The following is a 22,866-nucleotide window of genomic DNA, read 5'->3' on the forward strand; positions in this document are numbered from 1 at the left end:
GCCCGCGGGCAGCAACGGCAAGGTGCCCTCGGGCTCCAAGTTCCAGGCCTCGTACGTCGGTGACCAGGGCTCCGAGCTGGCCGACTACCTGAGCACCAACGCGGGCAAGGTGCCGAACGGCTACACCGTGGTGCCCGAGAAGCAGTCCACTTTCGTCAGCCTGCTGCTGTCGATGCTGCCGATCGTCATCATCGTGCTGGTCTTCCTGTTCCTGATGAACCAGATGCAGGGCGGCGGCTCCCGGGTCATGCAGTTCGGCAAGTCCAAGGCCAAGCTGCTCACCAAGGACACCCCCAAGACCACCTTCTCCGACGTCGCGGGCGCGGACGAGGCGGTCGAGGAGCTCCACGAGATCAAGGAGTTCCTGCAGGAGCCGGCCAAGTTCCAGGCCGTCGGCGCCAAGATCCCCAAGGGCGTGCTGCTGTACGGCCCGCCCGGGACGGGCAAGACCCTGCTGGCCCGAGCCGTGGCCGGCGAGGCGGGCGTCCCGTTCTACTCGATCTCCGGTTCCGACTTCGTCGAGATGTTCGTCGGTGTCGGTGCCTCCCGGGTCCGTGACCTGTTCGAGCAGGCCAAGGCGAACGCCCCGGCGATCGTCTTCGTCGACGAGATCGACGCGGTCGGCCGCCACCGCGGCGCCGGCCTCGGCGGCGGTCACGACGAGCGCGAGCAGACCCTCAACCAGCTGCTGGTCGAGATGGACGGCTTCGACGTGAAGGGCGGCGTGATCCTGATCGCCGCCACCAACCGGCCCGACATCCTGGACCCGGCGCTGCTGCGCCCGGGCCGCTTCGACCGCCAGATCGCGGTCGACCGCCCGGACCTGATGGGCCGTCTGGAGATCCTCAAGGTCCACCAGAAGGGCAAGCCGGTCGCCCCGGACGTCGACCTCAAGGCCGTCGCCAAGCGCACCCCCGGCTTCACCGGTGCCGACCTGTCCAACGTGCTCAACGAGGCCGCGCTGCTGACGGCCCGTTCGGACAAGAAGCTGATCGACAACTCCATCCTGGACGAGGCGATCGACCGCGTGGTGGCGGGCCCGCAGAAGCGGACCCGGATCATGTCCGACAAGGAGAAGAAGATCACCGCGTACCACGAGGGCGGTCACGCCCTGGTCGCGGCGGCCTCTCCGAACGCGGACCCGGTCCACAAGATCACCATCCTGTCCCGCGGCCGCGCCCTGGGCTACACGATGGTCCTTCCGGACGAGGACAAGTACTCGACCACCCGGAACGAGATGCTCGACCAGCTGGCCTACATGCTGGGCGGGCGCGCGGCGGAGGAGCTGGTCTTCCACGACCCGACCACCGGCGCCTCGAACGACATCGAGAAGGCCACCGCCACCGCGCGGGCCATGGTCACCCAGTACGGCATGACCGAGCGCCTGGGTGCGATCAAGTTCGGCTCCAGCGAGTCGGAGCCGTTCCTGGGCCGCGAGATGGGCCACCAGCGCGACTACTCCGAGGAGGTCGCCGGGCTGGTGGACGAGGAGGTCAAGAAGCTGATCGAGACCGCGCACAACGAGGCCTGGGAGATCCTGGTCGAGAACCGCGACGTGCTCGACAACCTCGTTCTGGAGCTCCTCGAGAAGGAGACCCTGAACAAGGAGCAGATCGCCGAGATCTTCAGCTCCATCGTCAAGCGCCCGGCCCGGCCGGCCTGGACGGGTTCGGCCCGCCGGACCCCGTCCACCCGCCCGCCGGTGCAGTCCCCGAAGGAGCTGGCGATGAACAACGCGGCTCAGGCGGAGACCGCCCCGCAGGTCGACATCGTCAAGCTGCCGGAGACCCCTTCGGAGGCCTGACACCGATCGGAATGGATGCCGCGTCACCCGGGTTTGTACCCTGGAGGCGCGGCATCCGTGCTGCTCGGACCGTTCCCACTGACTCCACTGACCAGCTTGCGAGGCCCGCATGATCGACCCGGTGACTCTGGACCAGGACCCCGCGATCGGGGAGTTCGACCAGAAGCGCGCGGAGGCCGCCGTGCGCGAGCTGCTGCTGGCGATCGGTGAGGACCCGGACCGCGAGGGCCTGCTGGAGACCCCGGCCCGGGTGGCCCGGGCCTACCAGGAGATATTCGCGGGGCTGTGGCAGAAGCCGGAGGACGTCCTCTCCACCACCTTCGACCTGGGCCACGACGAGATGGTGCTGGTCAAGGACATCGAGGTGTACTCGACCTGCGAGCACCACCTGGTGCCGTTCCGCGGCGTCGCCCACGTCGGCTACATCCCGTCCACCAGCGGCAAGATCACCGGCCTCTCCAAGCTGGCCCGGCTGGTCGACGTCTACGCCCGCCGCCCCCAGGTCCAGGAGCGCCTCACCAGCCAGGTGGCCGACTCGCTGATGCGCATCCTGGAGCCGCGCGGCGCCATCGTGGTGATCGAGTGCGAGCACATGTGCATGTCGATGCGCGGCATCCGCAAGGCCGGCGCCAAGACCCTCACCTCGGCCGTCCGCGGCCAGCTGCGGGACCCGGCGACCCGGGCCGAGGCGATGAGCCTGATCATGAGCCGCTGACCGGTTCCGCCGGCCGGCTCCACCTGCGCCCTGGGTTGACGACGCGTCAGCCCAGGGCGTTGCGCTTGGCTGGCATCCGCAGGGTGACCATCCGGCGCCAGCCCCAGGCCCGGTCGTACAGGTAGAGCGCGTACACCCCGGCCGTCAGCAGCAGCCGCTGGTGCCGGGGCCAGCCCAGGATCCGGCCCAACACGGTCATCACGGCCAGGCCGACGTCCCGGTGGGTGCGGATCTCGCCCCGGGCGATCGACTCCAGGGTGTGCCGGATGTACGGGCCGTGGCCCCGGGCGGCCAGCCGGAGCAGCTCCTCGTGGCAGTACGCCAGGTGGTCGTCCTCGTCGGCGGAGATCATCCGCATCGCCCGGTCCAGCTCCGGGTTGTCCGCGTACGCCTTGGCCAGCTGGCGCATCTGCTCGGACGCGCGCTGCTCGGTGACCCGGCTATGCGCCAGGTAGGTGATGATCTCGCGGTCGGAGAGCGGCGCCCCCGAGGTCAGCCGGTCGTGGGAGAGGCCGATGCCCTGACGCTCCAGCAGCATGCAGTAGTCGGTCTCCGGCGGGATCTCCACCTTCTCCAGGCCGCGCTTGCGCAGCAGCTGGGTGAAGATCCGCCCGTGCTTGCGCTCGTCCGCGCCGTGCCGGGCCACCTTGGGGGCCAGCACCGGGTCGGTGGTGAGCTCGGTGATCCGCTCGTTCTCCCAGCCGCCCTGGTCCTCGCCGCCGGCCGCGACGGAGCAGAACAGCTGGTAGGCGCGGTCGTCGGCGTAGATCTGCTGGAACAGCGATCGGGTGCTGAGCATGGCGGGGCGTCTCCTCCCGTCGGGAGGTTCATCCTCCGCCGCCGCGCTCCCGGCGGGCCACCGGTGCTGCTCCGGGCGGGTCCCCCGGGGTGTGGGCGCCCGGTGTGCGGACGGTGCGCAACCGGGGGCCTAGAATGCTGCGTCCACGGTGTGCGGCACACCTGCGGGTGCCGTACCGCGCACGCGTCGGTCGAGCATCCGTCAGGTCGCAACGCCCACCCGTCCCCAGGGCACCACCGTCCGCCGCGCACCCGGAACGACCCTCTCCGGGAGCTCATCTGACGGTCCGATTGCCAGAACAAGGATTTGTCATGAAGGTTCCGCACGACGCCCCCATCGGAGGGGCGGAACTGCCCGCGGCAGCCCCTACGCTGACTCCCCGTGAGTACGCCCGTGTCCGTTGAACCGACCCAGGAGCAGCCGCGCCGGCGGTTCCAGACGCTGCGCACCCAGGCGGCCGCCGTGCCCCGGGCCTGGCTGCCCGGCGCCGTGGGGTACACCGCGCTGCTGATCGGCCTGGTGGACATCGCCTGCGCCGTCTTCCCGAGGCTGCGCGGCACCAAGATGCAGTGGCTGGCGGGGCAGCTGCCCGGCGGGACCACCACCCTGGCCGCGGCCGGCACCCTGATGGTCGGCCTGCTGCTGGTGATGCTGGCGCACGCGCTGCGCCGTCGTAAGCGCCGCGCCTGGCGGGCCGCCTGCGTCCTGCTGCCGATCGGCGCCGGCCTGCACCTGCTGCGCTGGCACCAGGTCGGCCCGGCGGTGATCTCGCTGGTGCTGCTCGTGGTCATGCTGGTCCACCACCGCGAGTTCTACGCCAAGGCCGACCCGCGCACCCGCTGGCGGGCCGGCGCCGCCTTCGTCCTGCTGGCCGCCGTGTCGGTCGGCCTCGGCCTGCTGATCGTCGGCGTCCGCACCGGCGCCGAGGTCAACACCCCCGGACTGGCCGAGCGCCTCCAGCACGTCCTCTACGGCCTGGTCGGCTTCGAGGGCCCGGTCGACTACCGCTCCGAGAAGGTCGCCTGGTACGTCGGCTACTCGCTCGGCGCGCTCGGCCTGATCACCGCCGGCACCACCGCCTACCTGGCGCTGCGCCCGGAGAAGCCCGAGCCCGAGCTCACCGCCGAGGACGAGGTGAAGGTCCGTCAACTGCTGGACCGCCACGGCGAGCGGGACTCCCTCGGCTACTTCGCGCTCCGCCGTGACAAGAGCGTGCTCTTCTCGCCCACCGGCAAGGCCGCCATCTCCTACCGGGTGGTCTCCGGCGTGATGCTCGCCTCCGGCGACCCGGTCGGCGACCCCGAGGCCTGGCCCGGCGCGATCAAGGTCTTCATGGCCGAGGCCCGCGCTCACGCCTGGGTCCCCGCCGTGATGGGCTGCTCCGAGCAGGGCGGCGAGATCTGGACCCGGGAGGCCGGCCTCGACGCGATCGAGCTCGGCGACGAGGCCATCGTGGACACCGCCGCGTTCTCGCTCTCCGGGCGGGCCATGCGCAACGTCCGGCAGATGGTGAAGCGGATCGAGCGCAACGGGTACTCCTGCCAGGTCCGCCGGGTCGGCGACCTGAGCGTGGACGAGAAGCGCCGGATCGCCGACGCCGCCGCCCGCTGGCGCGGCACCGACACCGAGCGCGGCTTCTCCATGGCGCTCGGCCGCTTCGGCGACCAGGGCGACGACGCCTGCGTGGTGGTCACCGCGCACAAGGCCCCCGAGGAGGGCGAGCCGGCCGACGCGGACGACCTCAAGGCGGTGCTGCACTTCGTGCCGTGGGGGCCGGACGGGATCTCGCTGGAGCTGATGCGGCGTGACCGGGCGGCCGACCCGGGGCTGAACGAGCTGCTGATCGTGGCGGCGCTGCAGGCCGTGCCGGCGCTCGGGGTCCGGCGGGTCTCGCTGAACTTCGCGATGTTCCGCTCGGCGCTGGCGCGCGGGGAGCGGATCGGGGCGGGGCCGGTGCTGCGGGCCTGGCGGGGGCTGCTGGTCTTCCTCTCGCGGTGGTTCCAGATCGAGTCGCTGTACAAGTTCAACGCCAAGTTCCAGCCGGAGTGGGAGCCGCGGTTCCTGGTCTACCCGCAGACCCGGGACCTCCCGCGGATCGGCTTCGCCGCGATGCAGGCGGAGGCCTTCATCACGCTGGGGCTGCCGCGGCCGTGGCGCCGCAAGCAGCGGCAGAGCCTGATGGCCGAGCCGCCGAAGCTGACCAAGGCCGCCTGATCGGCTGACGCCCCGGCAGGGCAGCGACCCCAGGGGCGCGAGGAACTGCGCGCGGGGGAACGGCAGCACCTGCAACTGGCTGACGGTGGTTCAGTTGCCGGTGGGCCGCCTTCCGTACCCGCGCAGTTCCTCGCGCCCCTGGGTCGCTGCCCTGCCGGGCGTCCCGGTTCGGGCGGCGCGTCGATAATGGCCCCATGAACAAGCTGCCCGGCCTTCCCGACCTCGACCGCTGCGCCGTGATGGGGGTGGTCAACGTCACGCCGGACTCGTTCTCGGACGGGGGGTTGTGGCTGGATCCGGCGAAGGCCGTCGCGCACGGGCTGGCGCTGACCGCCCGGGGGGCGGACCTGGTGGACGTCGGCGGGGAGTCGACGCGGCCGGGGGCACGGCGGGTGACCGAGGCGGAGGAGCTGCGCCGGGTGATCCCGGTGGTCGAGGAGCTCGCGGCGGCCGGGGTGGTGGTGTCGGTGGACACCATGCGGGCGTCGGTGGCGGAGCGGGCGGTGGAGGCCGGGGCCCGGCTGGTGAACGACGTCTCGGGCGGGCTGGCGGACCCGGGGATGGCCGCCGTGGTGGCGCGGACGGGTGCCCCGTTCGTGGTGATGCACTGGCGCGGGCAGTCCGCCGACATGGACGCCCTGGCGGTGTACGGGGACGTGGTCGAGGACGTGGTGGCCGAGCTGACGGACCGGATGGCGGCGCTGACCGCGGCCGGGGTCAAGGAGGAGCAGCTGGTGCTGGACCCGGGTCTGGGCTTCGCCAAGACGGCGGAGCACAACTGGGCGCTGCTCGGCCGGTTGGACGCGCTGACCGCTCTCGGCCGCCCGGTACTGGTGGCGGCTTCGCGCAAGCGGTTCCTGGGTACGCTGCTCGCCAACCCGGAAACGGGCGAGCTGCGCCCGGCCAGGGAGCGGGACGACGCGACGGCGGCCGTCTCGGTGCTCTCGGCCCGGGCCGGGGCGTGGGCGGTCCGGGTGCACGACGTGGCCGGGACGGCCGACGCGGTGAGGGTGGTGGCGGCCTGGCAGCGGGCGGCCGCGCAGGGACCTATCCGGGGGTAGCGGTTTGGCGAAGGGCGGGAGTGACCATGGCGGGTGACGGCAGGTCGGTCGGGGACCGGGCCTCGGCGGAGGCGGAGCTGGACAGGCTGGCGGTGCTGGCGGCCAACCAGGCGCTGTACGAGGCCCTGGAGAACGGCGACCTGGAGGCCGTCGAGAGCGCCTGGCTCGGACCGGACGACGCGGACGACAAGCACGGCGCGGTCTGCGTGCACCCCGGCTGGCCGGTGCTGCGCGGCCGGGCGCAGGTGACCCGCTCGTACATGTTGATCATGGCGAACACGGAGTACATCCAGTTCTTCCTGACCGACGTGGAGTGCGAGGTGCAGGGCGACACGGCCCTGCTCACCTGCACCGAGAACATCCTCTCCGGCGGCGAGGCCGAGGAGGAGGGCGAGCTGGGCCCGCTGGTCGGCGGCAAGGTGGTCTCCACCAACCTGTTCCGACGGACGGCGGACGGCTGGAAGCTCTGGTCGCACCACGGCTCACCGGTGCTGACCAGCGGGGACGACGAGGACGAGGAGTGAGCTCGCGCTGAGGCTCCGTCAGCCCGGCGGGAATCCGCCGGGCCGGGGCGTTGTTGCGGAACGTGCACCGACTGTTCACGTCAATGGCCGTTCCGGCGTGCGTGGCGCCGCGCGGTGCCGGGTAGGACGGTCGGGGTTCGCCGTCGCCCGCAGGTACATTCGAGAGCTGCGGGCCGGGCGGCCCGGTGCCCCGCCGTGTGCGGGGCCTGTCCACATGGGAGAAGTGAGTTGCTGGACCGCGTCACTCTGCGGGGCTTGCGTGCCCGTGGCCACCACGGTGTCTTCGAGCGCGAGCGGGTCGAGGGCCAGACCTTCGTGGTCGACCTCGTGATGTACCTGGACACCCGCCCGGCGGCCTCCGGCGACGACCTGACCCGCACCGCGCACTACGGGGTGGTGGCCGAGGAGGTCACCGCGATCATCGCCGGCGAGCCGGTCGACCTGATCGAGACGCTGGCCCAGCGGATCGCCGACCAGTGCCTGAAGCACGAGGCAGTGGAGGAGGTCGAGGTCACGGTGCACAAGCCGGACGCCCCGATCACGGTGCCGTTCGACGACGTGACGATCACCATCCACCGGCGCCGCGGATGACCTTCGCGGTGCGGCCCGCCGCCGTCCAGACCGAACCTGCAGAGGGATACCGATGAGCACCAGCGACCCGACCGCCTCGCCGACCACGTTCGACCTGGAGCGCCGGGTCGACACCGCCGAATCCACCCTGCACGACCCGCGCCGCGCGGCCCTGGCCCTCGGCAGCAACCTCGGGAACCGGCTGGAGACCCTCCAGGGCGCCGTCGACGCGCTGGCCGACACCCCCGGGCTCAAGGTCTGCGCCGTCTCGGCGGTGTACGAGACCGCGGCGGTCGGCGGCCCGGAGGAGCAGCCCTCGTACTTCAACGCCGTGGTGGTGCTGAAGACCACCCTGCCGCCGAGCTCCCTGCTGGAGCGGGCCAACGCGGTCGAGGACGCCTTCGGCCGGGTCCGCGAGGTCCGCTGGGGCCCGCGCACCCTGGACGTCGACGTGCTCGCCTACGAGGGCGTCACCAGCGACGACCCGGTGCTGCTGCTGCCGCACCCGCGGGCCCACGAGCGGGCCTTCGTGCTCGCCCCCTGGCAGGACGCCGACCCGGACGCCGAGCTGCCCGGCCGCGGCCGGGTGGCCGACCTGCTGAAGACGGTCTCCGAGGAGCCCGGCCAGGAGGTCCTGCGCCGCGAGGACATCCAGCTCCGGCTGCCCGAGTAGCCACAGGCGTTCGGAACCGGACAGCGGGTGCGCACGTTGGCCCTGCTGTCCGGTCCCCTCTGCTTGACTGGGCGTCATCTCCGCTGGAAGGACCCGTGTGAAGCCGCTCCGCCTCCGTCTGCTGCTGCTGATCGCCGCCGTGGCCACCGCGCTGGCCTGGGCGGGTGCCCGGCTGTGGGACTCGCTCGGGCACCTGCCCGGGGTGCCCGCCGCCGCGCCGATCGTGCTGGCGGCGGTCGCGGTGGTGCTGCTGGCCACCGCGCTCTCGCTGCGCGGCCGGCTGAAGGCGGCCCGCGAGCGGCGGCCCGGGGCCCGCGGGGTCGATCCGATCGGGGCGGCCCGGGCGGTGGTGCTCGGGCAGGCCAGTGCCCTGGTCTCGGCGGTGATGGCCGGGGTCTACGCGGGCACCGGCATCCACCTGCTCGGCCAGCTGGACGACCCGTCCCGGTCCCCCCAGGCGCTCACTGCCGGGCTGGCGGTGCTGGCGGCGGCGGCCGTGGTGGCCGCGGCGCTCTGGCTGCAGCACGTCTGCAAGCTGCCGGAGGACCACGACGGACCGGCCGGACCCGCACCGTCGGCGCGCTGACCGCACGGTTCCCGTACTGACGGCACGTCAGGGCCCCGTCACGGGACGTGTCGGTGACGGCGTGTCAAGGGCGGAATGGGGGGCCAGGCTGACAGCGCCCCGATTCGCACGCTAGTTTCTTTGGCATGTCTCGCGGACGCCACCGTCACTCCTCCCTCCTCGGCCGCACCGGGCCGCCGGTCGCGGCGGGCGTGCTCGTCGTCGCCGCGCTGGCCTCCTTGGTGGCCAGCCCCGACACTCTCGTGGTGCGCTCGCTCGGCGTCGCCGCCGTGCTCGCCGCGGTCGGGGTCACCCTGCTGCTGCGCCAGCGCGACCGCGCGGCCCGGCTGGCCGCCGAACTCGCCGCCACCCGGCGGATGCGGGCCGAGGAGCGCTTCGAGGAGCAGCTCGCCGAGGCCGAGTACGCCGCCGAGGTGGCCGAGGAGCGGGCCACCCGCTTCGGCCGCCGGCTGACGGCCGAGAAGTCCCGGCTGGCCAAGGCCGAGACCGAGATCGCCCGGCTGCTCCGTGAGCGTGCCGTGATGGTGGCCGAGCAGGCCCTCAAGGAGGCCGAGGCGCACCAGCGCGCGCTGGCCGCCGCGCGCCCCAAGTACCCCGCCTCGCCGGCCGCGTACGTCCGGGCCGGCTCGGTGCTGCGCCAGCTGGAGCGGGAGGCCGTCCGGGCCGAGGAGCGCCGGGCCGCCGCCGAGCGGGCCCCCGTGGCGGTGCGTCAGCCCGCGCTGCCGGCCGCTGCGGCCCCGGCGCCCGCCGCCAAGCCGGTGCAGGCGACGGTCCGTCAGCTGGGCGCGGTGCCCGAGCGTCCGGTGCTCACCGCGCCGGGGACGGCGGCGGAGGGCGCGCCGTCGACCGCCGTCGCGGCAGCGGTGGTGCGGCAGCGGCCGCGGCCGGCCCGGGGGCAGAACTTCAGCTTCTTCGGCCGCCCCGGTGCGGCCGGCGCCGCCGTCCGGGCCGCCGCTCCGGCGCCCTCGGTCGGCAGCGTGACCGAGCTGGCCGCCAAGGCCCCGGCCGCCGGTGAGGACCTGGCGGACGTGGTGGGCGACGAGGCGGTGGCCGAGAGCGCCCGCTACGCGGCCCCGCAGCCCTCCGCGGAGCAGCCGGTGACGGCCGCCCCGGCGGAGGAGGTCGCGGCCGCCCACGGGCGGCCCGAGGTGGTCGACCTGACGCCGCACGACGACACCGAGGTGATCTCGGTCGCGGAGCTCCGGGCGGAGTTCCGGTAGGTCCTGGTCCCGGTACCGGTACGACGAAGGGGCACCCCCTCGGGGGTGCCCCTTCGTCGTACCGTCGGACGGTGCGTCAGATCTGGACGCCGAAGTCCTGGGCGATGCCGGCCAGGCCGGAGGCGTAGCCCTGGCCGATGGCGCGGAACTTCCACTCGGCGCCGTTGCGGTAGAGCTCGCCGAAGATCATGGCGGTCTCGGTGGCCGCGTCCTCGGAGAGGTCGTAGCGGGCGATCTCGGCGCCGCCGGCCGAGTTCAGCACCCGGATGTAGGCGTTGCGGACCTGGCCGAAGCTCTGCTTGCGGTTGTCGGCGTCGTAGATCGAGACCGGGAAGGTGATCTTGACGGCCTCGGCCGGCAGGTTCGCCAGGTTGACCGTGATCGCCTCGTCGTCGCCGGCGCCCTCACCGCTGCGGTTGTCACCGGTGTGCACCACGGTGCCGTCGGGGGAGCTGGTGTTGTTGAAGAAGACGAAGTGCCCGTTGGAGAGCACCTTGCCGTCCGCGTTCAGCACGATGGCGCTGGCGTCCAGGTCGAACTCGGCACCGGTGGTGGTCCGGACGTCCCACCCGAGACCCACGTTGACCGCGGTGAGGCCCGGGGCCTCCTTGGTCAGCGAGACGTTGCCGCCCTTGGAGAGGCTGACTGGCATGTTGTTCGGTGTCCCTTCGTCGCTTCTGACCGTGAGAACGCGGGCGGCCGGGGTGGTGGTTCCGGCCGCGCGGCAAATCTCTCACGGAGCGGGCCGACGGGGGGTCAGATCCGGGGGAAGCGGCCCTGGACGGTCCAGATGTTGGGGTTGTCGGCCAGGCCCTCGTGCAGGTCGAACAGGTCGGCCAGCACGTCCTGGAGGAAGTCCCGGGCCTCCCGGCGCAGGTCCTGGTGCCGCACCACCGCCGGGGGCTCGTCGGGCAGCCAGGTGGCGCTGACCTCGACCAGGCCGAAGCGGCGGGCGAAGCGGAGCAGCTCGGTGTTCTGGGTGAAGTCCAGGTCGTAGGTCTGGACGAGCGCGGAACGGCTGCCCCGCGGGTCCCGGTCGAGCTCCTCGACGGTGTCGCAGAGCGCCCAGGCGAAGTCGAGCACCGGGACCCAGCTCCAGTTGGTGGAGAACTCGGCCCCGTCCGCGTCGAGGTAGACGTCGCCGCAGAACAGGTCGTGGCGCAGGGCTCGCACGGGGGCGGTGCGGTAGTCCGTCTGCGGCGGGTCGGGGAAGCGGTTGGAGAGGGAGTAGCCGAGCTCGATCACGCGGACATTCTCTCTCAGTGCTGCGGCAGGCTCAGCGCTGCGGCAGGGCAGCGACCCAGGGGCGCGAGGAACTGCGCGAGGACGGAAGGCGGACCAGCGCAAGATCGGGGCAGGCGGGTCAGTTGCACGTGCTGCCGTTCCCCCGCGCGCAGTTCCTCGCGCCCCCGGGGTCGCTGCCTGGCGGGCGGCGGTGTTTAACCGCGTGACCCCGGGCGGCGGGGGCGGGATGATGGCGGCATGCCTGAGCCTCTGCGCGTCCGGGGATCGGTGGTCGTGCCCGACGCCGAGCTGCTGTGGCGCTTCTCCCGTTCGTCCGGCCCCGGTGGGCAGCACGTCAACACCTCGGACACCCAGGTCGAGCTCCGCTACGACCTGGCGGGGTCGGCCGCGCTGCCGCCGGTGTGGAAGGAGCGCGCCCTGGAGCGGCTGGCGGGCCGGCTGGTGGACGGGCGGTTCGTGGTGGTGAAGGCGTCGGAGCACCGGTCGCAGCTGCGCAACCGCGAGATGGCCGTGGCCCGGCTGGCCGCGCTGCTCGGCGAGGCCACCGCGCCGCCGCCGAAGACGCGCCGCCGGACCAAGCCCAGCAAGGGGATGGTCGAGCGGCGGCTGGAGAACAAGCGCCACCGCTCGCAGCTCAAGCAGGGCCGCGGCCGCCCGCAGTACTGACGGACCGACGGGCTGACGGAGGGTCAGGCCAGGTGGCGGTAGCCGCCGCGGTGGTAGACCAGCGGTGCGGCTCCGGGGGCGGGCAGCTCGGCGGCGAGGACGTGGCCGATCAGCAGGGTGTGGTCGCCGGCGGCGACGCGCTGGACGGTGCGGCACTCGACGGTGGCCAGGGCACCGTCGATCAGCGGGGCGCCGGAGTGCGGGCCGCGGTGGTGTGGGGTGTCGGCGAACAGCAGGCGGTCGCTGAGCCGGCCCTTCATGGCGAAGCGGGAGGCGATGGTGCGGTGCGCCTCGCCGAGCAGGGAGACCGCCCAGTGGTCGGCACGGGCGAGCAGCTCGTCCATCCGGGAGTCGGTGCGGACCGAGACGAGGACCAGCGGGGGCTCCAGGGACACCGAGAGGAACGAGGTCGCCGTCATGCCGGCGTCCTCGCCGTCCTCGGGGTCGTGGGCGGTGACCAGGGTCACGCCGGAGGCGAGCTGGCCTAGCGCGGCCCGGAACTGGTCGGGGGTGGCGGCCTGGGTGGCGGTGGGCTGCGAGGACGTCTGCACGTACCGCACGGTAGTCGGCCGACCGGGTGGGCGGCATCGGGCAGTGGACGTAGGTCCTGCTGGGCCGAAGGACTGAACCGGGGTTCCCCGGGCGGCGCAGGGGCTCACTCCCAGGGGTGAGGGTGCGGGGCCCTCCGGCGGGCAGCGGACTTCAGTGGTGGCGGCGAAGAGCCGACCACCCAATGGTCCGGATTGTCCAGGATTGTTCCACGCAGGGCCTCTGAGCTGCGCTTTCGTGCATGCACATGGTGTGATTTGGGTCACAAGTGGTGACCTATTGTTGACCGAGCGTGCCGAACGTTGTGCTCCCTGTGATTCAGTTCTTCTGGCAATCGGACGATAACCATCAAGACCTATCCGAAGCAGCCGGGGAGCCCCCGCATGGAAGCCGAGTCGGAGCCCTACGTCCGCCTCGCGACCCTCCGCACCTTGCACCGGGTCGTGGCGGACCTCAACGCTGCCCGCAGCCTGGCGGGGACGCTCCAGGCGGTGGTCGAGGGCGCGGTGCACGGGCTCGGCTTCGACGCGGCGGCGGTCAGCCTGGTGCGGCCGGACGGTGATCTGGTGGTGGCGGCGGTCTGGGAGCTGGAGGAGAGCGCCTTCGGCGGGCCCGCGGTGCTGCTCGGCCAGGTCGGTTCCCGGGAGTCCTGGGAGCGGATGCTGAGCGTCAGCGACCACTGGGGCACCCTGCGCTTCCTGCCGTACGACCGGGGCTGGGCGATCGGCACCGACATCCCGAGCTGGACCGGGGACGGCCCGCTGCCGGTGTACGTCAACGACTGGCACCCGCAGGACGTGCTGCTGGCCCCGATGTACAGCGCCGGGGGAGACCTGCTGGGCGTGCTCTCGGTGGACCGCCCGCGCAGCGGCAAGCGGCCCGGGGCGTGGACCAGGGAGGCGCTGGAGATGTTCTCCCTGCAGGCCTCGATCGCGATCGGCAACGCCCGGCTGCGGGCCGAGATGCAGCGCGCGCTGGCCCGGCTGGAGAAGGAGCAGCAGGCGCTGCGGGCCAGCGAGGAGAGCTTTCGGCAGGCCTTCGAGTACGCGCCCAGCGGGATGGCCATCACCGAGCTGCACGGCGCCGCGATGGGCCAGCTGACCAGGGTGAACGACGCGCTCTGCCGGCTGCTGGGGCGGCCCAGGGCGACCCTCCGCCAGCAGCGCTTCGCCGATCTGGTGCACCCCGACGACCTGGAGCTGCTGCAGCGCACCAGCGCCGAGGGCGGGCGGGCCGAGCTGCGGCTGTCCCGGCGGGACGGCGGCTACCAGTGGGTCTGCCTGCGCAACTCGGTGGTGGCGGACGCGGCCGAGGGGCCGAGCTTCCTGCTGACCCACGTCGAGGACATCGAGGAGCGCAAGCGGCACGAGTTCCAGCTGGCCCACCGGGCCAGCCACGACGCGCTCACCGGGCTGCCGAACAGCGCCGAGCTGCGGGCCCGGCTGGGCCGCCGGATCTGTCCGCTGGACCCGGTCGGGGCGGGGGCGCACCAGGCGGAGCCCGAGCGCCTGGACGGTGAGCCCGCGTACGCCGGTCAGGTGGCCTCCTACGGCGGCTTCGAGGTGGGGGGTGGCCCGGTCGCCCTGCCGCACGGTCACGGGGGCGCTGACGGGCCCGCCTGGGGGCTGGAGCGGGAGTCGTTCGGCCTGGACCGGGAGCCCTTCGGGCGGGCCCGCGAGCACGTCGAGGTGGAGGCCGACCACGTGCACACGGTGATCCCGGCCGAGCTGCCCACCGGCGGCGAGCTCTGGGGCTCGGGCCCGCGCGGCCCGGCCTCGGAGAAGGGGCTGGCGGTGCTCTTCTGCGACCTGGACGGCTTCAAGTCGATCAACGACCGGTTCGGCCACAAGGCGGGCGACGGGGTGCTGATCGAGGTGGCCCGGCGGCTCCAGCAGGTGGTCCGGGAGGGCGACACGGTGGCCCGGCTCGGCGGCGACGAGTTCGTGGTGCTGGCCGACGGGATCGGCCGCGAGGAGGCCAAGGACCTGGCCGGGCGGCTGCGCAACGCGATCATCCCGCCGATGCGGATCGACAACCGCACCACCCGGGTCGGGGTCAGCCTGGGCATCGGCTGGGCCGGCTGCGGGATGTCCATCGAAGAGGTGCTGCACGCCGCCGACGAGCGGATGTACGACGAGAAGCGAGCGCGTGGCGGTGGCCAGCGCGGCGCGCGGGGCGAGCGCTCGCACCGGCGCGCGGGGTGAAATCGGCAGGTCGGACCGGGTCCGAACGGCGGACGGCCGCCCGGGGTACGCCCTGACGGGGCGTCAGGCGCACCGTTTCTCCACCCGTTCGCCCGACCGTGTGCGCGGCGGTGGACGGCTTTCCCCGGCGTAGGGGCTGGCAGGTAGGGTTCCCCCGGTACGAGCGTTCACCCGCCCGTGCGGCGTCGGGCCGCCGCGGGTGTGCTGCGATGGGGAGTTGACCACCGTGACGACGGCCGGAAGTGACGGAGCGTCCGAGGACCGGACGGAGGAGGACCCGTTCGCGTACCTCTACCGGCCTGCCGACGGCGAGTCCGCCGCCGAGCAGCCGAAGTCCCCGGGGTACTCCCGCCCGGTCGAGGTCGGCCGCGCCCAGTACCCGGCGCCGCAGCCGCAGGCGGCGTACCAGCGGACCGCGCAGCAGCACCTCCCGCACCAGCAGGGGCCGTACGGGCCGGGCGCCCAGCCGGGCCCGCAGCAGCCCGCCCGGTACGCCGAGCACTCCCGCCCGCAGCCGGGCGAGCAGGCTCCGCCCGGGCGGAGCAAGGGCGTGGTGATCGGCGCCATCGCGGTGGTGGCCGCGATCGCCATCGGCGCCGGGGTGGCGCTCTCCATGGGTGACGCCGGCAAGGGCGCCAAGAACGCCTCCGGCCCGACCGGCAGCGCCCCCGCGAGCACCCCGGGCACCTCCGCGTCCCCGTCCTCCTCGCCGAGCGCGACCGCCTCGCCGCTGGTCAACGGCGCGGGGGTGGCCGACTTCAGCGGCCTGCAGCTCTCCGGCGGCGCGGCGGTGGCCAGCTCGGTGGGCGGGGCCAAGGGCAAGGGCGGTTACGTCACCGGCCTGGCCGGCGGTGCCGTGGTGAGCTGGAAGGTCTCGGTCCCGCAGGCGGCGACCTACCGGGTGTCGCTCCGCTTCAACAACACCGGGGCGGACGCCCAGGCGGTGGTGAAGGTGGACGGCAAGCCCACCTACACCCCGATCAACCTGAGGAACTACAAGGCCGGCCTCCAGCCGGAGCAGGCCTGGTTCGGCTCCTGGATAAGCGCCGAGATCCCCGGTGCGGGCGAGCACACCATAACGATCGAGTCCGCCCCCGGGGCCCCGGCCGGCGCGGTGCTGTTCGACCAGATCGCGGTCACGCCGAACGGAGTCGATCCCGGCCTGTGACCACCCCCGCCAGGTGCGCGACGGTCTCCGCCATCGCGCTCCGGGCGGGCCCCAGGTACTTGCGCGGGTCGGTCATCGCCGGGTCCCCGTCGAGCCGCTGACGGACCACCCGGGTGAAGGCGGTGTTCAGCGCGGTGCCGATGTTGATCTTCACCAGGCCGGCCGCCACACCCGCCGCGAGCTCCTCGTCCGGCACGCCCGAACTGCCGTGCAGCACCAGCGGGACAGGCACGGCGGCGGCCAGCCGGCGGACCAGCGCGTGGTCCAGCGCGGCCGTCCGGGTGGTCATCGCGTGCGAGCTGCCGACCGCCACCGCGAGCGCGTCCACCCCGGTGTCGGCCACGTAGGCGGCGGCCTCGTCCGGGTCGGTCCGGGCGCCGGGGGCGTGCGGGGAGAGCGGCGGCTCGCCGTCCTTGCCGCCCACCTTGCCGAGCTCGGCCTCCAGGTGCAGGCCGTGCCGGTGCGCCCAGGCGGCGGCCTCGGCGGTGGCCTTCACGTTCTCCGCGTACGGCAGTGCGGAGGCGTCGAACATGGCGGAGCTGAACCCGGCCGCGGCCGAGGCGCGCAGCAGGTCGAAGTCCTCGACGTGGTCGAGGTGGAGCGAGACCGGCACGGAGGCGGCGGCGGCCACCTCGGCGCAGGCCCGGGCCAGCGGCAGCAGGCGGTGGCCGTGGTAGGCGGTGGCGTTCTGGCTGACCTGCAGGATCACCGGGCAGCCGGCCAGTTCGGCGCCGGCGGCGATCGCCTCGGCGTGCTCCAGGGTGATCACGTTGAAGGCGGGCAGGCCGCGGCCCTCGGCGGCGGCGGAGGCGAGCAGGTCGGACGTACGGGCAACGGGCATGGGTGTCCCCCAGGACGAAGGTGAGCAGCGGGACGCAGATCCGCTGCTCACCTCTCCCGGTGGGACAGGAGGGCCAGACTCAGGCCGCGTGGGCCTTGCTGAAGCGGTCCGCGCCGACGATCCACTCGCCGCGGCGCATCACCGCGACGAGCTCGTAGGTGTCGGAGTCGAGCACGACCAGGTCGGCGTTCTTTCCGGCCTCCAGGGAGCCGATGGAGCCGTCCAGGCCGAGCAGCCGGGCCGGGACGGTGGACAGGGAGGTGACGGCCTGGTTGAGGGTCAGGCCGTTGACGGTGACGGAGCGCTTGAAGGCGACGTCCAGGGTGAGGGTGGAGCCGGCGATGGAGCCGCCCTCGACCAGGCGGGCGACCCCGCTCTCCACCCGGACCTGGAGCGGGCCCAGCGGGTAGAGGCCGTCGCCCATGCCGGCCGCGCCCATCGCGTCGGTGATCAGCGCGACCCGCTCGGCACCGGCGGTGCCGTAGGCGAGGTCGAGCACCGAGGGGTGCAGGTGCACGCCGTCGTTGATCAGCTCGACGGTGACCCGCTCGTCCTCGAGCAGGGCGACGATCGGGCCCGGGGCGCGGTGCTGGATGCCCGGCATCGCGTTGAACAGGTGGGTGGCGACGGTGGCCCCGGCCTCGACGGCCTCCAGGGTCTTGTCGTAGTCCGAGTCGGTGTGGCCGACGGCGGCGATCACGCCCAGGTCGGCGAGCATCCGGACGGACTCCAGACCACCCGTCAGCTCCGGGGCGAGGGTGAACATCTTCGCGGTGCCGCGGGCGGCGTCCACCAGCTTGCGCACCAGGGCCGGGTCCGGGTCGCGGAGCAGGTCGGGGCGGTGCGCGCCGCAGCGGTTGTGCGAGATGAACGGGCCCTCGAAGTGCACGCCCGCCAGCACGCCGTCCTCGACCAGCTCGGAGAGCACGGCGGCCTGGTGGCAGAGCTCGTCGATCTCCCCGGTGACGGTGGAGGCCATGGTGGTGGTGGTGCCGTGGGCGAGGTGGGTGCGGGCCACGGTGAGCGCCTCCTCGGCGATCCCCGAGGCGTAGGAGCCGCCGCCGCCACCGTGCACGTGCAGGTCCACGAAACCGGGGACGACGGTGTAGCCGGTGAGGTCCACGTCACCCGGTTCGGTCTCCCCGCCGAGGCCCGCGATCCGCGAACCCTCGACGGACAGCCGCCCGTGCTCGATCACACCGCCCGGCAGGACCAGTCGGGCTCCGGCGAGTGCAGTACGGTCCGCGGTCACGCGGTCACCTCCATGGAGAGCAGATCCCAGGCGAGCAGGCCCGCGCCCAGGGATGCGGCGGTGTCTTTGAGCATGGCGGGAACGACCTTCGGGGGCATCTGGAAGGTCAGCCGCTCGGACACCGCTGCGCGCAATGGTGTGAAGAGCGTGTCACCGGCTTCGGCCAGCCCACCGCCGACGATCACCGTCGAGGGGTCGAGCAGGCTCTGGGCCAGCACGATCCCGTCGGCGAGCGCGTCGACCGCGGTCCGCCACACCGCCAGGGCGCGCGGGTCCCCGGCGTCGACCGCCGCGGCACAGGCCGCCGCGTCCGCCTCCGGGTCACCGCTGGCCTCGGCCCAGGCCCGGGAGACGGCGCCGGCCGAGGCCAGCGTCTCCAGGCAGCCCTTGGCGCCGCAGCCGCACTGCGGGCCGCCGGGGCGGACCACCACGTGGCCGATCTCGCCGCCGTAGCCGTGCGCGCCCGCCTCGATCGCCCCGTCGATGCCGATGGCCCCGGCGATGCCGGTGCCCAGCGCGATGAAGAGGAAGCGGCCCACGCCCTGCCCGGCGCCGATCCGGCCCTCGGCCAGCCCGCCGGAGCGGACGTCGTGGCCGAGTGCGACCGGAAGGCCGCCGAGGCGCTCGCCGAGCAGCTTGCGCATCGGCAGGTCCCGCCAGCCGAGGTTGGCGGAGAAGACCGCGATCCCGTTCTTCTCGTCGATCGTCCCCGGTACCGCGACGCCGGCGGCGAGGGGGCCGGTGCCGTAACGGCGCCTGCCCTCCTCCGCCAGGTCGGCGGCGAAGTCGAGGATGGTGGCGACGACGGCGTCCGTGCCGTGCTCCCGCCCGGTCGGTCGGCGTGCTTCGAACAGCACGGAGCCGTCCTGGGCGAGCAACGCGGCCTTCATGCCGGTTCCGCCTACATCGAGTGCGATGACGTGCTTCACGGGGGACAGTTTCCCTTGACCGAGTCGGAGAGGTCTAGTCCAGTTGCTCGATTGGTCTGGTCCATGACGGTGAGGTTTGTCGCCTTTAAGGATGTCTTAAGGCCCTTTGTGCGAGCTTTGGCAACCTTCTTTCCTATTGTGGACACGGGAGTTGGGAAGGAAACGGGATCAGACCAGGATGATGGAGCGGGTCAGCGCGCGCGGCTCGTCGGGGTTCAGACCGCGCGCCTCGGCGGTCGCCACCGCGAGCCGCTGGGCCCGCACCAGATCCGCCATCGGGTCCAGGCCGGGCTCGTCCAGCAGCTCGGCGCCGGTGGCCCCGATCTGCTCGGGCAGGCCCTCCGGCAGGCCGCCGAAGGCCCAGACCGCGCGGCCCGGCGCGGCGATGGCGATCGGGCCGTGCCGGTACTCCATCGCCGGGTAGGACTCGGTCCAGGCGCCGGCCGCCTCGCGCATCTTCAGGCCGGCCTCCTGGGCCAGCCCGTACGTCCAGCCGCGGCCGAGGAAGCTCACCTGCTCGGCCGCGACCAGCGCGGCCGGCAGCTCCCAGGCCAGCGCCCGCTCGGCGTCCTCGGCGGCCCGCGCCACCGTGGCGACGCCGGCCGGCAGTGCCTCCTCCAGCTCCAGGTGGGCCCGGAGCAGGGCGAGCGCGGTGGTGGCGAAGCGGGTCTGCACCACCGAGTGCTCGTCGGCGAAGTCCAGCATCACGTGCTGGTCCGCCACCTCCAGCACCGGGCTGCCCGGGGTGCCGGTGAGCACGGTCGAGGGGGTCTTGAGGCGGTCGAGCAGCTCGATCACCTCGGTGGTGGTGCCCGAGCGGGTGATCGCCACGATCCGGTCGTAGCGTCGCCCGAGCGGGAACTCGGAGGCGGCCAGCGCGTCGGTCTCGCCGTGCCCGCCGCTCTCGCGCAGCACCGCGTAGGCCTGCGCCATGAACCAGGAGGTGCCGCAGCCGACGACCGCGACCCGCTCGCCGCGCTGCGGCAGGGCGGGGGAGACGGCGGCGGCCAGGGCGGCGGCCTGCCGCCAGTTGGCGGGCTGGGTGGCCAGTTCCTGGGCAGTCAGGGAAGACATGGGTACGGCTCCTCCGGAGAATCCATAGAGCGGATGCGTGAAGCTGATTGATTTATAGATGTTTCGAGCATGATTGCGCAAGAGAGCTCGCGTGAGATGAACTGTGGGAAGCTGAGCCAGCCACGCCGGAGACCTCCGGCGCGGGCGTTTCGGGAGAGGGGCGACACCAAGCGTGTCCAGGTACGAGCGGTGGAACGCACTGCTGGAACTGCTCAACGAGCACGGCAAGTTGGAGGTCGAGGAGGCCGCCGAGGCGCTCGACGTCTCCGCCGCCACGATCCGTCGCGACCTGGACCAGCTGGCACGCCAGCAGATGGTCACCCGGACCAGGGGCGGCGCGGTGGCGCACAACGTCAGCTACGACCTGCCGCTGCGCTACAAGACCGCCCGCAACGCCGATGCCAAGCAGCGGATCGGCGCCGCGGTGGCCGAGTTGATCGCCCCCGGCGAGGTGGTCGGCCTGAACGGCGGCACCACCACCACCGAGGTGGCCCGCGCGCTGGCCGTGCGCCCGGAGCCGGACGGCGGGGCGGGCCAGGCGCTCACCATCGTCACCAACGCGGTGAACATCGCCAACGAGTTGACGGTCCGTCCGCAGGTGAAGATCGTGCTCACCGGTGGGGTGGCCCGGCCGCAGTCCTACGAGCTGATCGGCCCGCTGGCCACCCTGGTGCTCAGCGAACTCGCGCTGGACGTCACGGTGTTGGGCGTGGACGCGCTGGACGCCGAGTACGGTGCCACCGCCCACAACGAGGGCGAGGCCAGCGTCAACCGGCTGCTCGCCGAGCGGGCCCGCCGGGTGGTGGTGGCGGCCGACTCCTCCAAGCTGGGCCACCGCGCCTTCGCGCGGATCTGCGGGGTGGAGCGGATCTCCGTACTCGTGACCGACGAGGGCATCCCGGCGGAGCTGACCGCGGCCTTCACGGAGGCCGGCGTCCGGGTGATCACGGCCTGAACGGCCTGCACCCATTAGTGCGTTGCGCCTGATGCAACGTCAGCCGAGATTCGGTAACTACCGTGTGTACAGGTCTGGACCACTAAGGGTCTGCGCTGGAAGGGTGTGCGACGCTCCGTCTCCGCCCGAAGGTTGGTCCCCCGTTGTCCAGCGCCGCCCGGAAGTCGTTCCTCCCCTCGACGGCCCTCGCCGTCACCGCCGCGCTGCTGCTCAGCGGCTGCGGAGCGCTCGGACTGGGGACGGAGGGTGACGTCACGCTCAAGCTGGTCGCGCCGGACTACGGCACCAACCGGGCCACCAGCACCGAGCCGTACTGGCAGGAGCTGGCGAAGGGCTTCGAGGCCGCCAACCCGCACATCAAGGTCCAGGTCGAGGTGGTCCCCTGGACCGACATCGACACCCGGGTCGCCGAGCTGGTCAAGACCGGCAAGTCGCCCGACCTGGTGCAGACCGGCGGCTACGCCGACCAGGTCGCGGCCGGACGGCTCTACCCCGCCGGGGACGTGCTGACCATCGAGACCCAGGCCAACATGCTGGCCTCGATCTCCCAGGCCGGGCAGGTGCTCGGCAGCCAGTACGGCATCCCGTTCACCACCTCCTCCCGGCTGTTCTTCTACAACAAGGCGATCTTCGAGAAGGCGGGCGTCACCGCCCCGCCCGCCACCTGGGACGAGCTGGCCAAGGCTGCCAAGAAGATCAAGGACAAGGTGCCCGGCGTCACCCCGTACGGGCTGCCGCTCGGCCCCGAGGAGGCCCAGGCCGAGGGCCTGATGTGGGCCACCTCCGGAGGCGGCGGCTTCGCCGACGACGCGGGCAACTACAGCATCGACAGCGACGCCAACCAGAAGACCTTCGACTGGCTGCGCACCTCGCTGGTCACCCCGGGCCTCACCTACAAGGACCCCGGCACGGTCAACCGGGCCACCGCCTTCGAGGACTTCGCGGCCGGGAAGGTCGCGATGCTCAACGGCCACCCGCAGCTGGCCCTCAACTCCGACAAGGCGGGCGTCCAGTACGGCACCGCCCCGCTGCCGCGCAAGGACGCCCAGGGCAAGGCCACCTCGATGGGGGTGGCCGACTGGATGATGGCCTTCAAGGCGAACGGGCACCGGGCCGAGATCAAGAAGTTCCTCAGCTACGTCTACCAGAAGGAGAACGTCATCAAGTTCGCGTCGATGTACAACCTCCTGCCGGTGACCCAGGACGCCCGCGAGGAGATGGCCGGCACCGGCCACAACATCAAGCCGTTCCTGGACGCGCTCACCAACGCCCGCTTCTACCCGTACGGCGAGACCTCCTGGGACCGGGTCAGCGGGCTGCTCAAGAAGCAGCTCGGCGGCGCCGTGAAGAACGACGGACAGGGGGTCCTGTCCGGTCTCCAGGGCGCCGCCGCGGAGGCCGCCGAGCAGAGCCGGCGCACCTCGGGGGGCTGAGCCTCCGTCAGACGGCCTCGGGCCCTTCGGGGCCGAGGTCGATCGCGTAGGCCTTGCGGAGGGTCTCGTGCACCGTCCAGGTGGTGCGGTCGCCCTCGCGCAGGATCCCGACCGTGCCGGGGGCCAGCTCCAGGGTCTCGCCGCCCTCCACCGCGACGGTGGCCCGGCCGCTCACCACCACGAACATCTCGTCCGCCTCGGTGTCGGTCACCACGCCCGGGGTGATCTGCCAGATGCCGCGCAGCCGACGTCCGTCGGCCGACTCCCAGAGCAGCTTGCCGGTCACCTCGGGGGTGCCGGAGACGATCTGGGAGGGGTCGAGCGGGTCGGGTTCGAGGTCGGCGTCGGGGATGCTGAGAGCGAAGCTGTGGTCCATGGGGCCGA

General features: G+C 72.8%; 23 protein-coding genes. 14 read left to right on the plus strand and 9 right to left on the minus strand.

Features of this window, described 5'->3' with window-relative positions:
• Positions 1 to 1,804: ATP-dependent zinc metalloprotease FtsH (gene ftsH, locus ACZ6ZR_RS18080; RefSeq protein WP_465643395.1), on the plus strand; the 1,804-nt coding region annotated here is incomplete at its 5' end.
• A 109-nt stretch (positions 1,805 to 1,913) separates the two neighbouring features.
• Entirely contained in the window at positions 1,914 to 2,519 is a 606-nt protein-coding gene (gene folE / locus ACZ6ZR_RS18085) for a GTP cyclohydrolase I FolE (RefSeq protein ID WP_465643396.1), read from the plus strand.
• Between the two features lie 46 nt (positions 2,520 to 2,565).
• Here folE and ACZ6ZR_RS18090 read toward each other — a convergent pair whose 3' ends face one another.
• Positions 2,566 to 3,318 (minus strand): ferritin-like domain-containing protein, encoded by a 753-nt coding sequence (locus tag ACZ6ZR_RS18090; RefSeq protein ID WP_465643398.1) that lies wholly within the window; start codon positions 3,316 to 3,318, stop codon positions 2,566 to 2,568.
• Between the two features lie 441 nt (positions 3,319 to 3,759).
• Here ACZ6ZR_RS18090 and ACZ6ZR_RS18095 point away from each other — a divergent pair, with 441 nt between their 5' ends.
• From ACZ6ZR_RS18095 to ACZ6ZR_RS18125, 7 genes are all read left to right on the plus strand, one after another.
• Complete coding sequence (locus tag ACZ6ZR_RS18095) at positions 3,760 to 5,532, plus strand: phosphatidylglycerol lysyltransferase domain-containing protein (protein WP_465643597.1); 1,773 nt, start codon at positions 3,760 to 3,762, stop codon at positions 5,530 to 5,532.
• Positions 5,533 to 5,726: 194 nt separating this feature from the next.
• A complete protein-coding gene (gene folP / locus ACZ6ZR_RS18100) occupies positions 5,727 to 6,593 on the plus strand; it encodes a dihydropteroate synthase (protein ID WP_465643400.1) in 867 nt (288 codons plus the stop codon).
• Positions 6,594 to 6,619: 26 nt separating this feature from the next.
• Positions 6,620 to 7,117: a nuclear transport factor 2 family protein gene (locus tag ACZ6ZR_RS18105; protein ID WP_465643402.1), complete on the plus strand. Its 498-nt coding sequence runs from the start codon at positions 6,620 to 6,622 to the stop codon at positions 7,115 to 7,117.
• Positions 7,118 to 7,348: 231 nt separating this feature from the next.
• Complete coding sequence (folB, locus tag ACZ6ZR_RS18110; protein WP_345283962.1) at positions 7,349 to 7,708, plus strand: dihydroneopterin aldolase; 360 nt, start codon at positions 7,349 to 7,351, stop codon at positions 7,706 to 7,708.
• Positions 7,709 to 7,760: 52 nt separating this feature from the next.
• The gene (folK, locus tag ACZ6ZR_RS18115; RefSeq protein ID WP_465643404.1) at positions 7,761 to 8,360 is read left to right on the plus strand and encodes a 2-amino-4-hydroxy-6-hydroxymethyldihydropteridine diphosphokinase; all 600 of its coding nucleotides are present in this window, start codon (positions 7,761 to 7,763) and stop codon (positions 8,358 to 8,360) included.
• A gap of 97 nt (positions 8,361 to 8,457) precedes the next feature.
• Positions 8,458 to 8,946 carry a DUF3180 domain-containing protein gene (locus ACZ6ZR_RS18120; protein WP_465643406.1) on the plus strand — a complete coding sequence of 163 codons (489 nt, stop codon included), beginning with the start codon at positions 8,458 to 8,460 and terminating at the stop codon, positions 8,944 to 8,946.
• Between the two features lie 125 nt (positions 8,947 to 9,071).
• On the plus strand, positions 9,072 to 10,166 hold the full coding sequence (locus ACZ6ZR_RS18125) for a hypothetical protein (protein WP_465643408.1): 1,095 nt from the start codon (positions 9,072 to 9,074) through the stop codon (positions 10,164 to 10,166).
• Positions 10,167 to 10,242: 76 nt separating this feature from the next.
• Here ACZ6ZR_RS18125 and ACZ6ZR_RS18130 read toward each other — a convergent pair whose 3' ends face one another.
• Together ACZ6ZR_RS18130 and ACZ6ZR_RS18135 are read right to left on the minus strand one after the other, a co-directional pair.
• Entirely contained in the window at positions 10,243 to 10,818 is a 576-nt protein-coding gene (locus tag ACZ6ZR_RS18130) for a TerD family protein (protein WP_465643410.1), read from the minus strand.
• Between the two features lie 104 nt (positions 10,819 to 10,922).
• The gene (locus tag ACZ6ZR_RS18135; protein WP_465643412.1) at positions 10,923 to 11,411 is read right to left on the minus strand and encodes a hypothetical protein; all 489 of its coding nucleotides are present in this window, start codon (positions 11,409 to 11,411) and stop codon (positions 10,923 to 10,925) included.
• Positions 11,412 to 11,648: 237 nt separating this feature from the next.
• On the opposite strand from ACZ6ZR_RS18135, the gene arfB reads away from it, so the two are divergent.
• On the plus strand, positions 11,649 to 12,077 hold the full coding sequence (gene arfB / locus ACZ6ZR_RS18140; protein ID WP_465643414.1) for an alternative ribosome rescue aminoacyl-tRNA hydrolase ArfB: 429 nt from the start codon (positions 11,649 to 11,651) through the stop codon (positions 12,075 to 12,077).
• A 23-nt stretch (positions 12,078 to 12,100) separates the two neighbouring features.
• Here arfB and ACZ6ZR_RS18145 read toward each other — a convergent pair whose 3' ends face one another.
• Entirely contained in the window at positions 12,101 to 12,628 is a 528-nt protein-coding gene (locus ACZ6ZR_RS18145; RefSeq protein ID WP_465643416.1) for a flavin reductase family protein, read from the minus strand.
• Between the two features lie 381 nt (positions 12,629 to 13,009).
• On the opposite strand from ACZ6ZR_RS18145, the gene ACZ6ZR_RS18150 reads away from it, so the two are divergent.
• Positions 13,010 to 14,830: a GGDEF domain-containing protein gene (locus tag ACZ6ZR_RS18150; RefSeq protein WP_465643418.1), complete on the plus strand. Its 1,821-nt coding sequence runs from the start codon at positions 13,010 to 13,012 to the stop codon at positions 14,828 to 14,830.
• A gap of 217 nt (positions 14,831 to 15,047) precedes the next feature.
• On the plus strand, positions 15,048 to 15,998 hold the full coding sequence (locus ACZ6ZR_RS18155) for a carbohydrate-binding protein (RefSeq protein ID WP_465643420.1): 951 nt from the start codon (positions 15,048 to 15,050) through the stop codon (positions 15,996 to 15,998).
• Here ACZ6ZR_RS18155 and ACZ6ZR_RS18160 read toward each other — a convergent pair.
• The 4 genes from ACZ6ZR_RS18160 to ACZ6ZR_RS18175 form a co-directional block, all read right to left on the minus strand.
• Positions 15,967 to 16,839, minus strand: a complete 873-nt coding sequence (locus tag ACZ6ZR_RS18160) for a class II fructose-bisphosphate aldolase (RefSeq protein WP_465643422.1) — start codon at positions 16,837 to 16,839, stop codon at positions 15,967 to 15,969. The genes ACZ6ZR_RS18155 and ACZ6ZR_RS18160 overlap by 32 nt on opposite strands.
• A gap of 79 nt (positions 16,840 to 16,918) precedes the next feature.
• Positions 16,919 to 18,091 (minus strand): N-acetylglucosamine-6-phosphate deacetylase, encoded by a 1,173-nt coding sequence (gene nagA, locus ACZ6ZR_RS18165; RefSeq protein WP_465643424.1) that lies wholly within the window; start codon positions 18,089 to 18,091, stop codon positions 16,919 to 16,921.
• Positions 18,088 to 19,020: an ROK family protein gene (locus ACZ6ZR_RS18170; RefSeq protein WP_465643426.1), complete on the minus strand. Its 933-nt coding sequence runs from the start codon at positions 19,018 to 19,020 to the stop codon at positions 18,088 to 18,090. Before ACZ6ZR_RS18170 ends, nagA begins: the two co-directional genes overlap by 4 nt.
• Before the next feature lie 168 nt (positions 19,021 to 19,188).
• Complete coding sequence (locus ACZ6ZR_RS18175; RefSeq protein ID WP_465643428.1) at positions 19,189 to 20,094, minus strand: SIS domain-containing protein; 906 nt, start codon at positions 20,092 to 20,094, stop codon at positions 19,189 to 19,191.
• A gap of 172 nt (positions 20,095 to 20,266) precedes the next feature.
• On the opposite strand from ACZ6ZR_RS18175, the gene ACZ6ZR_RS18180 reads away from it, so the two are divergent.
• A complete protein-coding gene (locus ACZ6ZR_RS18180; RefSeq protein WP_465643430.1) occupies positions 20,267 to 21,049 on the plus strand; it encodes a DeoR/GlpR family DNA-binding transcription regulator in 783 nt (260 codons plus the stop codon).
• A gap of 143 nt (positions 21,050 to 21,192) precedes the next feature.
• Positions 21,193 to 22,482 carry an extracellular solute-binding protein gene (locus ACZ6ZR_RS18185; RefSeq protein ID WP_465643432.1) on the plus strand — a complete coding sequence of 430 codons (1,290 nt, stop codon included), beginning with the start codon at positions 21,193 to 21,195 and terminating at the stop codon, positions 22,480 to 22,482.
• A gap of 7 nt (positions 22,483 to 22,489) precedes the next feature.
• Here the strand turns inward: ACZ6ZR_RS18185 and ACZ6ZR_RS18190 are convergent, their stop codons facing one another.
• Positions 22,490 to 22,858 carry a cupin domain-containing protein gene (locus ACZ6ZR_RS18190; protein ID WP_465643434.1) on the minus strand — a complete coding sequence of 123 codons (369 nt, stop codon included), beginning with the start codon at positions 22,856 to 22,858 and terminating at the stop codon, positions 22,490 to 22,492.
• Positions 22,859 to 22,866: the final 8 nt, after the last annotated feature.

Source organism: Kitasatospora sp. NPDC088742 (assembly GCF_055584905.1).